Below are 14,502 nucleotides of genomic sequence, written 5' to 3' on the forward strand. Positions count from 1 at the left end.
CACCATGTGGCTGATGAGCTTGGCCCCGGAGATCACTCATGGGCTCTCACTCCTTGGCCGGTCAGGCGGGGCGATCGGCAGTTGCCGCATCGCCGTGAGAGCGCCTCCACCGAGTCGTAGGGATCCCCCGACCAAGCCCGGAGTCGCCAAGATGCTTGTCGGGCGCAGCGAACCCGAAGGGCGAAAAGGATCTTGCAGCGCAGGCTTTGCCCGGGGGACGACGTAGTGAAGCTCGGCAAGGAGGGAGACAGCCCTTCCACCACCACCGCGGACACGATCGACCGAATCGTCGGCGTCGGTGGTGCTGTTTAGGAAGTCCGGGCGGGGCGGTGGGCCCGGTAGGGCGTGTCGGTGACCGGTTGCGGGTGAGGTCTCCGGTAGACGGATCAACGACGAAGAAGATCAGCATCTGACCGGAGACCTCGTTGACCAGCCTAGAGCCTTCCTCTCCGGTACATCCCGTTCCCGGGCAGCGGAGGGTCACCTGGGGAGAACACTCGGGCTTCCCGCAGATGGACGTAGCCGGCGCGCTCGCTCTCATCGAGAAGACGCTGGTAGCGGTCGGACAGCCCCTGCATCGCATCCCTCGCTGCCAGGTACTCGTCCCGCTTGTTCCACGAGCGTGTCTCGGCCCATCGCCGCGCCGAGCCCTGGCAGACCCGCCTGCTCGGCCTCTGGGTCTCCACCGCCGGCAACCCGGGCATCCCGCGCGGCCCGATCGACATCTTCGAACCACTGCCGGTCGGGGATCAGCGTGCCGCTCACGACAAGCCGGCCGCTACCGATGCACTTCTGCTCGGCCCCACCGACCCGCTTGGCAACGACCCCGCCGCTGGCCGCGCTTCGCCGGCGATGGGACCGGCCCGCCGTGGGGCTGGAGCGTCGCCGGTGTCGTGCTCATGACCGCGCGACCTGTCCGCGGTGCCGCAGCGGCCAGGCCGCACCGCCATCGGCCCGGCCGCCGGCGCGTGCTCGCTCATCCTCGTCTAGCGTGTGCCACCTTCGGCGGCCTTCGCCGTGACCTGCTGTGGTTCCTGGTCGCTGGTCCGGAGCTCGATCCGCCGGGGCTTGGCCTTCTCGGAGACCGGGATCGTGAGGCGCAGCTCACCGCGCGCGTAGTCCGCGGTCATCTTGTCCAGGTCCAGGCTGTCGCCGAGGAGCACCTGCCGGCTCAAGGTTCCGTAGGGGCGCTCGTCGACGATCACCTCGTCGCCCTCCTGGTAGGCGGGACGCCGTTCCGTGCGGATCGTGACGACGTTGCGCTCAACGGTGATGTCGACATCTTCAGGTCTGACCCCCGGCAGATCGAAGTAGGCAACGACCTGATCACCCCTGCGGAAGGCGGCCATCGGAATCGGCCGGGGTCCCTGCCTCTCCCCCATCATCTGCTGCGTCAACCGCTCAAAACCCGCAAGCGGATCGGACCTCATCAATGACATCGGTGTCCTCCTCCATCTCCATGCACTGCTCGCTCACCGCCGCCTAGGCGCTGCTGCGGTCTGCGCACCGGTTCCCGGCGATGCCCCGCAAGTCGCCGAGATCCACATCCCGGTTGGGCCGCCCACCGATGTGTGTCGGCGTCCCGGCCGTTGCCGGCCCCGTGCGCCCTCGCGCAGATGCGATTGTTCAGGACGGTCCTTTCCTCAAGCCTGGTCCTCAGAGCGTGAGTCGGGGCCGCACGAGCCGACCTGTCAGGACCACCGGTCCCCGTGTGACGGACAAGGGTCTGCGATCAGCGATCGTCCCCAGATGCCACCGGCCTCCGACGCCCGTGTCCCGGCCCCATCCGAGCGCGGCACCGTCGGCGGCCCGCTGGCCGTCAGTCGGGGCGTCGCCCCGCCCGCCAACAGCGCCTTCTTCAGCAGGCGGCTGGGGACGCCACCACATCAGTCCGCCGGCCAGCCCTCTGCTGCCTCCAGGATCCGCTTGGCCAGGACGACCGCGGACAGATAGGGCTCCTCGTCCACCGACCCGCCCGCGTTGATGATCTGCTCTGCCTTCTCGGCGAGGGCGTCGAGTAGGGCGGCGAGGGGTTCGGCAATGGACGGGCTGACCACCGTGATCCAGCGGGCGTTGGCGTGCACGGGCGGGGCGATGGAGTCCACCGTGTCCTCGAACACGTCCAGCGGGTCCTTCAACCTGGGGAGTACCGCCTCGCTGTCATCGTCTCTGCGCCGCACGGTCGGGAACGCGGCGTGCATCGGCGAGCGTTCCAGGGTCGTGCGGTACCGCTCCAGCGCGCCGATCGCGGCGGCCGGGTCGCCCCATCGCCAGGGCCCCGGGGCCGCCTTCCGCGCGGCCTGCCGCAGCACCTCGGCCGCCGCCCGCTGCCAGTCCGCGGCGCTCCACGCGTCCCGAGGACGGGCGTTTCGATCGGTCATCTCTGTCCCTTTCGTGCCGGAGAAGGAGCGGTCACCGAGGTCTCGTTCCCACGGAGGCGGATCGAGCGCCGCCAGACCAGGGTGGTGATGGCCATGACGAGGATCAGCGCCATCAGGATGAGCAGTTCGATTCCTGGCGGATTCCAGCGGAACGACTGCTCGGCTTCGGCGGTCAGGATGAGCACCCGCCGGATGCCGGCGACCAGGCCCACGACCAGGAAGGGTTCGGGGTCCGGGGCACCCCGATGTTGGATCGCGATGGCGACGGTGTGCAGCAGTTCAGCGACGATGAACAGCAGCAGGGTTCCTCGAGAACCGGGATCACGATCACCGGCAGGTTGTAGGGGCCGGCCAAGACAAGTGCGATGTGGCGCGCGGTGTCGGTGATCAGTGATGCCCAGCGCGGTGAGCAGGATCGCGACGACCACGTGGATGGAGTCTTCGGCGATCTCGACGGCACGAAGGGTGTGCCCCAGGAGCCCGCCAGGTCGGAGCGTCATACCGCATGCCCCCTGAGCCGGTGGGTGCGCGCCTACGCTGTCCGTCGCGCCGTGGACGTAGGTATCGGCGTTGCGGGGCGGAGGTGCGTGGCCGATCATCGCTGCTGCGGATGCATAGCCAGCCTGCTCGACGCGCGAGCCGTCGTTCCCTTCGTCGTCACCTTTCCAGTGGGAGGCCAGCCGGCCGCCGGTGGGCCGGACGAGACCTCCCAGAACGAGTTCGGTCGTGGTTGCCTACCAGTTGTGGATCCCGCCGAGCTGCTGAGCGCCGCGGCCGGGCGCACGACCTTGCTGGTCGCCCACCGGCTCGCGACCCTCGGGGACATGGACGAGATCGGCGTGCTCGACGCGGGGCGGGTCGTCGAGCACGGCACGCACGCCCGGCTCCTCGTGGCCTGCGGGCGGTACGGGCGGATGTGGGATCTCGAACGTGACCCGCGCGGTTCTGGACCCCGTGCCGGCGCCGCAACCGGCTCGGCCCGGCGAGCCAGGGGCGCCGGCCCCGCTTCGCGTCGGCAGGACCACGCCTGCGCCCCGCCACGCGGCCACGATTCGCACTGGGCCCGTGCCAGGTGCGCCAGGGCCCGCGCCGATCGTCCATCGGAGGCAGGGACAGTGAAAGCAGTCGTCTACAAGGAGCCGTTCAAGGTGGCCGTCGAGGAGGTCGAGGACCCCAAGCTCCAGCACCCGAACGACGTGATCGTGAAGATCACGTCGACCGCCATCTGTGGCTCCGATCTGCACATGTACGAAGGTCGTACGGCCGCCGAGCCCGGGATCGTGTTCGGCCACGAGAACATGGGGATCATCGACCAGGCCGGGGAAGGGGTCACGTCGCTGCAGACCGGCGACCGGGTCGTGATGCCGTTCAACGTCGCATGCGGGTTCTGCAAGAACTGCGTGGCGGGCTACACGGGCTTCTGCCTGACCGTGAACCCCGGGTTCGCCGGTGGCGCCTACGGCTACGTCGCGATGGGTCCCTACCGCGGGGGTCAGGCCGAGTACCTGCGTGTCCCCTACGCGGACTTCAACTGCCTGAAACTGCCCCCCGGGACGGAGCACGAGACCGATTTCATCCTGCTCGCCGACATCTTCCCCACCGGGTACCACGGCTGCGAGCTCGCCGGGGTGTCTCCCGGCGTCAGCGTCGCGGTGTACGGCGCCGGACCGGTCGGTCTCATGGCGGCCTACTCCGCCCTGCTGCGCGGGGCGTCGAAGGTCTTCGTGGTGGACCGGGTGCCCGAGCGGCTGCAGAAGGCCGAGGAGATCGGTGCGGTCCCGATCGACTTCACCGCGCGCAGCGCCGTCGACCAGATCAAGGACCAGACCGCGGGGGAAGGGACGGACACGGGCGTGGACGCCGTGGGGTATCAGGCGCGGGCGGGTAGAGAGGAACGCGAGGAACCGGCGGTCGTGCTGAACTCGCTCGTCGACACGGTGCGGGCCACCGGGGCGCTCGGCGTGCCGGGTCTCTACGTCCCGTCCGATCCGGGCGCTCCCGACGAGCACGCGAAGCGGGGCATGCTCCTGGTCTCCGTCGGGAGGCTGTTCGAGAAGGGCCTGCGCATGGGCACGGGACAGTGCAACGTGAAGAGGTACAACAGGCAGCTGCGTGACCTCATCATCGAGGGTCGCACGTCGCCGAGCTTCGTCGTCTCCCACGAGCTGCCCCTCGACCAGGCGCCCATGGCGTACGAGAAGTTCGACAAGCGGATCGAGGGCTACACCAAGGTCGTCCTGCACCCGTAGGGGTTCGGTCGGGGCCGCGTGCGGGATCAGGTGATCCGGTCGGCATCGCCGAGCCGGACCGCGGTCTCGGACACGAACCCGAACTGCACTAGCTGCCGCCCGGCCACCGCGTCGACCAGCCAGTCCGCGGCGACCCGCGCCCGCCCGCCGGGCAGCGCGGCCAGGTGGTAGCCGCGGGTGATGGCCTTCGCCACGAGCCCGGTGACGGGCAGGTGGAACGGGTCGGCGACGGCCTGCGCGCCGCCGAGGTCGACCACGAACCCCTGGTCCGTGTGCCGGTAGCGGTCGGACTGCCCGTGGCCGAGCGACGCGGCGATGTTGATCCCGGCCAGCTTGCCCTGCCGCTGGGCGTGCTGGGCGGTCATGGTGGTGATCTCCCCGGGCCGGCCCGGATCCGGCACGGCGGCCACGTCGCCTGCGGCATAGACGTCGGCGTGGCCAGGCACCGCGAGGTGATCGTCGACGACGACGCGCCCCTCCCGGGCGGGCAGGCCGGTGGCCTCCACCAGCGGATCCGGGCGCACACCCACGCACCACACGACCGTTCTCGTCGGGATCTGCGTGCCGTCGCTGAGCCGGGCGCACGTGTCGGTGACCTCGCTGACCGTCGTCCGCAGCCGCACGTCCACACCGCGGCGGCGCAGGACCCGCAACGCCGGCGCGGACAGGCTCGGGTTGAGCCCCGGCAGCACCCGGGGGGCGAGATCGAGCAGCACCCACCGCACCTCGCGGCGCGACAACCCGGGGAATTGGCGCAGCGCGTCGCGGGTGAGCAGCTGGCCCTGGCCGACCACCTCGGTCCCGGTGTAGCCGGCGCCCACCACCACGAACGTGCACCGAGCCGCCCGCTCGGCCGGGTCGTCGGCCACCTCGGCCAGCTCCAGCTGCCGCAGCACGTGGTCGCGCAGGAAGACGGCCTCGGCGATCGACTTGAAGCCCTTTGCGTGGTCGGCGACACCGGGAACGGCCAACAGCCGGGTCACCGAGCCACACGCGAGCACCAACCGGTCCCAAGTCAGCTCCCGAGCCCGCCGCTCCACGTCGACAACGGTGCACGTCCGCGCCGCGACATCGACCCCGGCGATGTTGCCGAGCACGACCTGGGTGCGTGGCAGCCCGGACCGCAGCGGGACGGCGACCCGGCGCGGCTCCAGGATCGACGCCACGACCTCGGGCAGCAGAGGAACGTAGAGCATGTAGTCAGCGGGATTCACCGCAACGAGGTCCGCCGCTCCTCGGGGCAGCCGGCTCTCCAGCGTCCGCAGGCAGTGGTAGCCCGCGAAACCCGCGCCCACGACCACGACCCGCGGGCGGCGTCCCGGGGTCTCGTCCGACGGACCGCCGGCGGTCACGGCGTCATGCTCCCGTGACCGGCCGCCCGGCCGACCGGTACTGATGACGTCGTGCGGGGAAGCCCCGGGGCCCGGTCGGCCACGAGGGCCCGCCGGTGGCCGTTCGAACCTGCCGAGGTGCGGGGCACGCCCTTGGGCACCCGGTGGACCCGCGCCTCCGCCACCCCCCGGTCTAGCCGCTCCTCGACCTGCTGCAGGGCCAGCGCCAACCCCCCGACCAGCAGCGGCACAGCGATTGCCATCCACATCCGTCCTCCCCGGTACCGCACTTCCCTCGATCCCCCTCGGCCGCGCGGACGACGGAGCGGTGTCCGCGAACCGTGCGCTGCCGTGGCGGCGGGGTTCCGTCGTGATCCCGCCCTGTCAGCTTCGCCGCCGGCCCTCGCCCCTGTCCTCAGCCCACCAGGCTCAGCGGTGTCCGCCCGCCCTGCTCCGCCAGACGATTGCGTCCCTACGACGGGCATTCCAGGGGGGTCTGTGGGGGGTGCGGAGGCCGGCCACTCGATCAGCGGCCGGCGGTGGCGCCCCGCGCCCGGCGCGGGCCGTAGCTGTGGCGGGAAGCTGCTGTACGCGCCCCTTGTTCACGGCCTGTCCAGCGCGCGGCGGAACCGGCGGGGCCCCAGACACGCCCGCGACGTAGCCCGCCAGCGCTCCGGTCTGGGTGGCTCCCAGTCCGTCGAGCAGCGCCTTCTCCCGAGATCCCGTCCCCCAGGATCGCGCGGGTGGTCCGATCCGGCTCGAGCATCGGGGCAGACCCGGTGTTCGTTGGAACGGTGAGGGTCCAGCGCACCGGCACCATCACCACCGCTGGCAACGCCTCGCTGCCATCCGCCGTGTGGCCGACCGATGCGTCGAAGATGCGGCTGACACCGCCAACCGCGTGGACATACGAGCCGGCCAGCTCGAGGACCGTGAACTTCGACAGCGTGTGCTTCTTCCCGTAGATCAGGCCAGCGCTGTCCCCGCCACCACCGTGAAACCGCCGACCTGGGTGCGGGTGGTCTTGTTCTTACTCTGGGTCGGCTAGCGTGTCGGCGGCTTCGGCGCCGCGCCGGCCCATCGGTTCCGGCTCACCTCGGGTGGTGTCCCGTTCGGTCTGCCGCTCGGCCTCGGCGTTGACCTCGGCACCGAGCAGGACGACGTAGCTGGTCAGGTAGAGCCACAGCATGAACACGACGACTCCGGCGAGGGCGCCGTAGGTCTTGTTGTAGTTGCCGAAGGAGTTGACGTAGAGGCTGAATCCGGCGGTGCCCAGGATCCACAAGACCGCGGCGACGAGCGCGCCGGGGGAGGCCCAGCGGAATCGGGGCGGGTCGCGGTCCGGGGCCACCCGGTACACCACGGCCAGGCCGAACAGGATGAAGCCGACGAGCAGCGCCCAGCGCACGACCTGTGCCAGAGCCCGCCCGAGGACACCCAATCCGAGGTGATCGAGTGCCGCGGGCAGCACCGCGACCAGGCCCAGCGTTACCAGCATGAACACGGCACCGCCCAGGGCGAGACCGAGTCCGATCAGCCGCAGCCTGAGGAACCCCCGGCTCTCCACCTCGTCGTAGGCCAAGCTGATCGCCGTAACGAGGTAGACCGCGGCGGTGGAGGCGCTCCACAGCGCGGCGAGCAGCGACACCACCAACCCGACCGTCAGGGACCGTTCGCTGCTCCGGGTGACCGCGGCGAGCTGGTCGGTGATCAGTTGCCGTGCCTCGGCGGGTAGTGCAGCGGACAGGGCCTCCAGTTGCCGGGCGATCTCGGCCGGATCGGCGACCAGGCCGTAGAGGGTCAGGGCCGCGATGAGCGAGGGGAACACCGCCAGGAACGCGAAGAAGGCGACGCCGCCGGCGAGCATCGGGACGTTGTCGGCGTTGCTCTGTTTGAACGCCCGCCGTAGGATCTGCCACCAGCCCGCCGGTGGGATCTGGGTCGGCGTCTCAGCCCGCTCACCCGGTAACCGCTCGGCACGCCCGCCCGTCATCACATCCTCCCCACCTCGTGTGCGCTTGCAGCGGCGCCCGCGGCCCCTGCCGGTAGCGCGACCTACTCGTTGGGGTCGGTACCGGTGAGTTTCTTGAAGCCCCGGGCGCCAGCGCGGTCGACCGCGGCCTTCATACCGGCGAAGAGGGCGCCCTGGATGACGGCGGCGAGCAGCACTTCCTTGGTGCCATGCTCCGAGGTGGCGTCGGGGGCCTCATCCTCACCCGAGACCGCCGTCCAGACCTTCTTGAACAGCGCGGCGGCGAGGACCCCACCGAACGCGCTGATGAGCAGGCTCATCGGCTTGTAGAGCAGCTTCAGTATTCGCTTGTCGAGCAGCTCCATCGCTCGTCATCCTCTCGCCCTCGCCGGTATGTCGCCTCGGCATCGGGGTTTCGCAGCCTTCCAGCACCGGGTCATCCCAGCCGAATTCTGCGAACCTGGGTCTGCCGGGGGCACCGGCCCGGCGGCACCACCCTCGACGCCTCGTTCGCCCCGCCAGCGCAACGACGTCACCGCACGGCTCGGGTGCAGCTCAGCCGACGTCAGGACCGTCCGTACCGGGCTCGGGCGCACGCTCTCCGGGATCGTCGGCGGCGCGATAGCCGTAGGCCGCCTCGCGCACCGTCACGTCGGTTTCCAAGGTCGCTCCCAACGCCCCGCCGAGCATCGCGAGGGCGCTGACGAGCCATGCGATTCTGATGTAGCCGCCTATCGCGAGGGGGTGCCCGAGTTGTTGTTCGAGGACCGGCTGCAGGAGCACGGCCTTCGCGCACAGCATCGTGACGACCAGCAGCGCGGCGAGCAGCGTGAGCACCCCGAGCGCCACGGTGAGCGTTGTCGCGAGGTTGACGAGCATGACGCGCTCGCGGGCTGCGGGAACCTGCGGCCGTTCCCACAATCGGTGCCCGACGACCAGAGCGGCGCAGATCAGGGATGCCGCCACCAGGCCGATGGCGAGCAGGCGAGGCCAGCTCATCGCGTCCCCGACCCACCACAGGGGCACCGCGGTGAGGCCGAAGGCCGCCGTACCCGCTGCCGCGACGAGCACGCGCGAGAGGCCGATGATCAACCGCCACGGGCGGTTCGCCCGAACCATGCCGAGCAGGAGCCGCATGTTCCCGACGGAGGCCGCGGTGACGAAGCGGACGCTGTCCTGTTCGGGGACGTCCCGCCTACCGACCGCGGAGTCGAGTCGCCGCCGCCACCACGAACGACGATGCGTCCCCGGTCGGGACGGCTGCCGAGCCTCGCTCGCGGCCGCATCCGGGTCCAGCTCGCCGACGAGGTACAGCACCGCCTGCAGAACCCGGTCCTCGAGATCGATGGCGCCGAACGCAGGCACGGATACCACGCCGACGTCGAGAGCTCTCGAGGCGAAGGCAGTGACCGGACGGTGGCCGACCCGCACCGGGAGGTCGGTCAGGCAGATCGCGAACTGCCACCCCTCGGCGAGCATGCGCTCCCGTGCCTGCTGCACGAGGTCGACGTCGATGTTCGCCGTCCCGACCAATGGTTCGGGGCGGACCACGAACGCCCACCGGACGCCCGGTGCCCGTGCTGCCAGCACGGCGGGCAGGCGGTGCGCGAGATCCTCGGCCAGCTCCAGCGGCAGGCCCGGCGCGGCGACCAGGCCGGCGACGACCTGTTGCTGCGCCGCCGGGTCCTCTCCGGCCCGCGCCTTTCGCTCCGTCATCCACGCTCCTGCCCGCCTACCTCGATCGAGCGGGGTATCGCCGACCGGGGAGGAGGCGGACGCCGCGTCCGCCGCCGGCCGCAGTGGCGCGGTGCCGGGCACCTGCCGATCAGCTCGACCTGTGACCGGGCGCGCCCCCGGTGCCGACGCGATTCTGCGGCACGACAGCCCACGGATCCTCGGCCCGCCAGGCGCAGATGCGGCAGCACCACCCACGCCGCCGGGTCCACGCCGCGACGACTGGACCCTGCTGACCCTCGCCGCGCTCACTCCCGGCCCGCCGAGCAGCGCGCGCGGCAGGTACAGGCCCTTGCCCATGGCTCGGACTGCGGCTAGTGCCCGGGTCCCGGCGCCGAGCTTGGCCAGAATATTCTCCACATGGACGGCCACCGTGCGCGGCGCGATGACCAGCGCGGCGGCGATCCGGGCGTTGACCCAGCCCTCGATCACCGGATCGGTGAGCTTCCATCGAGCCCCGCACTGGATCGGGATCCGCGCTACGGAAGGGTGGTCACGAGGTCCTTGGGCAGGTTTGCCCGGATGTCCTGCCATTCACCCTCGCTGATGAACCGTCGCAGGGCCTCGATGACGACGCCGAACAGGCGCTCCGCGCCCCCGGGGACCTCGTGGGGGAAGTTCGCGTCGATACGTTCGAGGAAGTCGTTGCGATGCATCTTCATCGGGACCTTCGTCGGATCCCACCCCTCGAAGTAGATGCCGCGGATCAGCATCGGGAGCTGCGCCGAGAGCTGCGCGGTCTCCTCGACGGTCAGCCGGTCGCGCAGAGCGTGCAGAACGGCACGGAGCCCGTTGTAGGACTGGTTGCGGCGCTCCTTCGGCCAGCCGTAAGTCTCCTCGATGCGCTTGAGGACCCCGTTCGTCTTCTCCAGGGTGGTGTCGAATGTCCTGTATCCCGTGGAACTCACGTGTGTTCACCTTCTCCGAACGGTGTCGGTCGAGACTGAGGCGCGGGTCGACGTCGTCCGCCCACGGTGACCGATTCCTCGGCCCACGGCCTGGCTCTGGCAGGTGGGGATTCGGGCCCGCCCCTCCACCCGTCGGGGCGATCGACGGGTCCGGCCCGTCCCGCCCCGGTGCCCTGGCGTCGGCCACACGATGGAAACGGACACCGCACCAAGACCGTGCTCACCGATGTCGGCTCGGTCGAGATCAACGCGCCCCGCGACCGGGACGCCAGCTTCGAATCGAAGATCGTCGCCAAACGCCAGAAACGGCTGTCCGGCAAGATCGGAAACGCTGGACGATGCGCTGGAAGCCCGCCCTGAACGCCTTTGAGATCTCCTTCGACGGCCGCCTCGCCGACGGACGCAAGTAGCTCCTCAACCTGCAGTTACACCGATCGTTTGAGAGTCTCGGGAACCGGTCTCGGGAGAGCAATCCGTGCAGCGGAGCTTGTACCGCTGGGCGTGCGATTGCTGATCGTGAGGAGTGCCATGATCCGGATCACGGTGGATGGCAGGCTCTATGACGACGAGGTTGAGCCGCGGATGTTGCTCGTGCACTACTTGCGGGATCGGCTGGGCCGCACCGGCACGACCATTGGATGTGACACCTCCAACTGCGGCGCGTGCACGGTTCTGATGGACGGTGTGAGTGTGAAGAGTTGCACTGTCCTCGCCGTTCAGGCCGACGGATGCGAGGTCACCGCGGTGCAGGGCCTGCAGGGTCTCACCGATGGAGACCTGTATCCGCTGCAAAAGGCGTTCCACGCACATCACGGGTTGCAGTGCGGTTACTGCACCCAGGCATGATCATGGCTGCGGCGGATTGTTACTGGAAGAACTCCGATCCGTCCGAGGAGCAGGTGCGGCACGGCCTGGAGGGCAACCTGTGCCGCTGCACGGGCTACCGGCCACACCCGACATCCGAACCGAGCGCAACGTCCGTCACCGGGCCGATCCGGCGGTGCACTACCGTCCCGAGATGCTGGTCAGGCTGGGGTTGCGTTGATCGCTGCCTCCGGCTCGGGTCGCCCGCTCGGCCTCGAATTCGGCCCGAGGCGAGGCCCGTGACCTACTGGCCGATCTTGATGCCGGGTTCGCCGGCGGCGTACTCGATGGGCTGGCGGGGGATCGAGCCGAGCTTGTTCGGGCCACCACGGCTGCCGATCGGGAGCACGATCCGGCCCATGGAGCCGGCCAGGACCATGGCACTAGCGGTGTACCAGGCCAGGATCGCCGAGGCGACCAGGACGATCGCGCCGATCGTGACCAAACCGGGGACGCCCACGGTCCAGCCGATGGCCAGCAGTGTCGACCCGGCAGCCACCGTGAGCAGCACCAGCGCGGTGGCGATGTTATCGGCCAGCGCGGCGACGAACCCGGTCCAGGTGACCGCGGCCAGCCCGATGAACCAGTAGCCGAAGCCGACCCTGGCGTCGGGGTAGGTGGCGACGCCGGGGGCGACGCCGAGTGCGACCAGCAGGGTGTAGATGCCGTAGCCGATCCAGAACGAGCCCCACGCCCCGTGAACGGCGGTGGCCAGGCCGTCGCGGGCCCGGTAGGACCACATCGCGGCCAGTAGCTGGGCGATCCCGCCGAAGGCGAACGCGAACGGGAACAACACCAGCGGGGTCGTGATGGCGTTGCCGAACCAGCCGGCCAGATTCGCCGCCACCATGAACGTGGACACCGCGAACCCGAACAGGCCCAGGATCGACGGCGCCGCGACCGGCTGCAGCGCGATCGTGGTGTGCTCGCGCCAGAAGGCGAGGTCGGGCGCAGCGTCGGGGCCGTTCGCGGCATCGCGGCTGGTGACGGGATGGGTGGTTGTCATGATGAGCCCTTCTTCTAGTCGTGAGTGGATGACGTGGACGAGGCGGCCCTCACGGCGTGTGCGGCGCCGCCGGCCGCCCTGGCGAAGACCGCCGACGCTGCCGGAAGCCCAACACCGCGCCGACGACCATCATCAGCAGCAGCGACCCTACGATCGTCACGAGCACACGCGGACCTGACCTGTGCGGGCGGTCAAGAACCGACGAGCGGCAATCGGGTCCTTGGCTAGGTGGCGCTCGATCGCGCTCAGCATCCGCGCGCCCTCTCGCTGGGCACTCGCCTCCTGCCCGCCGGTCTTGCCCTCCTCTGTCCACGGGTAACCCGCAGATTCATGCTTAACCACGCTCGTCGCACAAGAATAGGAGCTGGTTTCAGAATGACGTCGGCGTGTCTGCGGTAGACGGAGGGTGATCTCCGCCAGGCTGCGGTGCGTGGTTGAGGATCTTGTCCCGGACTCGCTGTGGGAACGAGTGGCCCCGCTGCTAACGGTGCGCCCGCCGCGGCGTCACCGGTTCCCGGGTCGCAAGCCCGTCGACGACCGCGCGCGCTGGCCGGGATCGTGTTCGTGCTCAAGACCGGCATCACCTGGAACCAGCTCCCGCGCGAGCTCGTCGGCTGCCCGCACTCGCCGCTGGACCCATTGGGTCGCCGTCACAGGAGCCCACCCTGTCGTCGTCAGCCTCGCCGCTCGTCGGCGCCTTCGCCTGGTTCGCCCGCGGGCCCCGCACCGTGAGCGCGGTTGACTGCTGGCAGGGCCACTACCGCAGGAACCCACCGGACTCTTCTACACGACGTCACCCAACTGCTCCCGCTACTCGACAAGGTGATGTGGGCGTACCACGCCCGCCTCCAGCAGCGTGATCGCCGCGGGCCGTAGCAGACCTCGAGCCGCTGACCCACCGCACCCTGCCGGTCGCGGTCCGGTCCGTCAGAGAGGTCCTAGAAGGCGCGGCCAAGCCGGTCGGCGGCGATGACGAGGCCGTGTTCCACCTCGACGATGAGCAAAGCGCAAGGAAGAGGCCGTCCCGCTCGCCCTAGACGGCAGCGCGACAGGATTGCCGGAGAGGTTTGAGGGTACCCGGAACCGTCTGTGTGACTACCGAAGACTTCTGCGCGACTTGGCGAAGGGGCGGCCGGATGTCGAGCACCGAAGAGGGCCAGGTCACTGGCACCAAGGACAAGGTCTACAACCTGATCTGGTTCACCGAGAAATGCCTGGACAACACGCTGCGTTTGGAGACCTACATCGGGGACGCTGAGCGTGACGGAGACACCGAATTGGCCGAGTTCTTCCGCCGCGCGCAGGACGAGAGCCGCAGGGGCGCCGAGCAGGCCAAGCAGCTGCTGCGCCAGCGACTGTAAGCCTGACGGTTGACCCGTCTTCTTTCCTTCTGGCTCCGATGGGTCCGGTTTGATGTGTTGCCGATTGGTGTGGGCAGGCCGGGTGTCCGTGGAGCCGGCTGGGCGGCCCAGTCCCGTATGTGCGGGTTCCGGTGCACCGGCTGGATCGGGCTTCCCGCGGAGGTAGCGAAATCCTCGTCGCACCGGGGCAGGAGTCAGGCGTCCTGGCGGGGCGGGGGGCGTAGGTGACGAACCCGGCGCGCAACGAGTGCGCGGAGTACCGGCCGCGCAGGCGGTGGTGCGCCTTGCGATGTCCAGGTTGTGCGCCGTCCCTTGGGGGAGCCCGTAGATCTCGTACATGCCCTGCGGCCAGGGCTGTGGCCAAGATCAATTTGATCACTATCCCCGTCGGGGGCTCCCGGAAAGTCGAGCCGGGGTGGGGCCCCTACGGCTCGACAGGTTGGGCCGCGCCGGCGGCGAAGCGCGTTTCGATGCGGTCCACCGATTGCCCTGAGCGGGGAACGGGTCTTTCGGTCCCGACTCCCCCGACCGGATCACCGGCCAGGGCCTCGGCACAGCGCGGGCGGCGGAACAGCGTAGTGCGTTCTCGTGACGTGGTCTCGCCGGCCCTTGTGCCGGGCCGGGCGCCCCGTACGGTCGGTGCGGGTGGACGTTGGCCACGATCCGTGGGCTGGCCGCCCGATGCGGCGAGTCAGA

13 protein-coding genes and 4 pseudogenes are annotated in these 14,502 nt (G+C 69.9%); 5 read left to right on the forward strand and 12 right to left on the reverse strand.

Annotated features, from left to right (window positions below; genetic code table 11):
- Positions 1-986 precede the first annotated feature (986 nt).
- The 4 genes from JWP64_RS02245 to JWP64_RS02260 all read right to left on the reverse strand — a co-directional run bounded on the left by JWP64_RS02245 (position 987) and on the right by JWP64_RS02260 (position 3,259).
- Positions 987-1,349: an Hsp20/alpha crystallin family protein gene (locus JWP64_RS02245; protein ID WP_297491701.1), complete on the reverse strand. Its 363-nt coding sequence runs from the start codon at positions 1,347-1,349 to the stop codon at positions 987-989.
- 537 nt (positions 1,350-1,886) lie between these two features.
- Positions 1,887-2,381, reverse strand: a complete 495-nt coding sequence (locus tag JWP64_RS02250) for a hypothetical protein (RefSeq protein WP_297491703.1) — start codon at positions 2,379-2,381, stop codon at positions 1,887-1,889.
- Positions 2,378-2,809, reverse strand: a complete 432-nt coding sequence (locus tag JWP64_RS02255) for a phosphate-starvation-inducible PsiE family protein (protein ID WP_297491705.1) — start codon at positions 2,807-2,809, stop codon at positions 2,378-2,380. Before JWP64_RS02255 ends, JWP64_RS02250 begins: the two co-directional genes overlap by 4 nt.
- Before the next feature lie 306 nt (positions 2,810-3,115).
- A complete protein-coding gene (locus JWP64_RS02260; RefSeq protein WP_297491706.1) occupies positions 3,116-3,259 on the reverse strand; it encodes a hypothetical protein in 144 nt (47 codons plus the stop codon).
- A gap of 237 nt (positions 3,260-3,496) precedes the next feature.
- Here JWP64_RS02260 and JWP64_RS02265 point away from each other — a divergent pair, with 237 nt between their 5' ends.
- Positions 3,497-4,630, forward strand: a complete 1,134-nt coding sequence (locus JWP64_RS02265) for a glutathione-independent formaldehyde dehydrogenase (RefSeq protein ID WP_297491708.1) — start codon at positions 3,497-3,499, stop codon at positions 4,628-4,630.
- 26 nt (positions 4,631-4,656) lie between these two features.
- Here JWP64_RS02265 and JWP64_RS02270 read toward each other — a convergent pair whose 3' ends face one another.
- The 7 genes and pseudogenes from JWP64_RS02270 to JWP64_RS02300 form a co-directional block, all read right to left on the reverse strand.
- Positions 4,657-5,982: an NAD(P)/FAD-dependent oxidoreductase gene (locus JWP64_RS02270; RefSeq protein ID WP_297491710.1), complete on the reverse strand. Its 1,326-nt coding sequence runs from the start codon at positions 5,980-5,982 to the stop codon at positions 4,657-4,659.
- A complete protein-coding gene (locus JWP64_RS02275; RefSeq protein ID WP_297491712.1) occupies positions 5,979-6,224 on the reverse strand; it encodes a hypothetical protein in 246 nt (81 codons plus the stop codon). Before JWP64_RS02275 ends, JWP64_RS02270 begins: the two co-directional genes overlap by 4 nt.
- A 767-nt stretch (positions 6,225-6,991) precedes the next feature.
- The gene (locus JWP64_RS02280) at positions 6,992-7,954 is read right to left on the reverse strand and encodes a YihY/virulence factor BrkB family protein (protein ID WP_297491714.1); all 963 of its coding nucleotides are present in this window, start codon (positions 7,952-7,954) and stop codon (positions 6,992-6,994) included.
- Positions 7,955-8,016: 62 nt separating this feature from the next.
- Entirely contained in the window at positions 8,017-8,298 is a 282-nt protein-coding gene (locus JWP64_RS02285) for a DUF4235 domain-containing protein (RefSeq protein WP_297491716.1), read from the reverse strand.
- 190 nt (positions 8,299-8,488) lie between these two features.
- Positions 8,489-9,649 carry a hypothetical protein gene (locus JWP64_RS02290; RefSeq protein ID WP_297491777.1) on the reverse strand — a complete coding sequence of 387 codons (1,161 nt, stop codon included), beginning with the start codon at positions 9,647-9,649 and terminating at the stop codon, positions 8,489-8,491.
- A 333-nt stretch (positions 9,650-9,982) separates the two neighbouring features.
- Positions 9,983-10,201 (reverse strand): annotated as a pseudogene (locus JWP64_RS02295) (LuxR C-terminal-related transcriptional regulator); the annotation flags it as partial.
- Positions 10,147-10,575, reverse strand: coding sequence for a DUF2267 domain-containing protein (locus JWP64_RS02300; protein WP_297491718.1), 429 nt, complete (start codon positions 10,573-10,575; stop codon positions 10,147-10,149). The gene JWP64_RS02300 and the pseudogene JWP64_RS02295, both read right to left, overlap by 55 nt.
- Positions 10,576-10,770: 195 nt before the next feature.
- On the opposite strand from JWP64_RS02300, the pseudogene JWP64_RS02305 reads away from it, so the two are divergent.
- Together JWP64_RS02305 and JWP64_RS02310 are read left to right on the forward strand one after the other, a co-directional pair.
- Positions 10,771-10,893, forward strand: a pseudogene (locus JWP64_RS02305) (transposase); the annotation flags it as partial.
- Positions 10,894-11,103: 210 nt separating this feature from the next.
- Positions 11,104-11,519, forward strand: a pseudogene (locus tag JWP64_RS02310) ((2Fe-2S)-binding protein); the annotation flags it as partial.
- Between the two features lie 164 nt (positions 11,520-11,683).
- Here the strand turns inward: JWP64_RS02310 and JWP64_RS02315 are convergent.
- On the reverse strand, positions 11,684-12,445 hold the full coding sequence (locus JWP64_RS02315; RefSeq protein WP_297491720.1) for a GPR1/FUN34/YaaH family transporter: 762 nt from the start codon (positions 12,443-12,445) through the stop codon (positions 11,684-11,686).
- A 430-nt stretch (positions 12,446-12,875) separates the two neighbouring features.
- Here JWP64_RS02315 and JWP64_RS02320 point away from each other — a divergent pair.
- Positions 12,876-13,063 (forward strand): annotated as a pseudogene (locus JWP64_RS02320) (transposase); the annotation flags it as partial.
- A 518-nt stretch (positions 13,064-13,581) separates the two neighbouring features.
- On the forward strand, positions 13,582-13,806 hold the full coding sequence (locus JWP64_RS02325) for a hypothetical protein (protein WP_297491722.1): 225 nt from the start codon (positions 13,582-13,584) through the stop codon (positions 13,804-13,806).
- Positions 13,807-14,502: the final 696 nt, after the last annotated feature.

The organism is Pseudonocardia sp. (assembly GCF_025465255.1).
Classification (GTDB): Bacteria; Actinomycetota; Actinomycetes; order Mycobacteriales; family Pseudonocardiaceae; genus Pseudonocardia.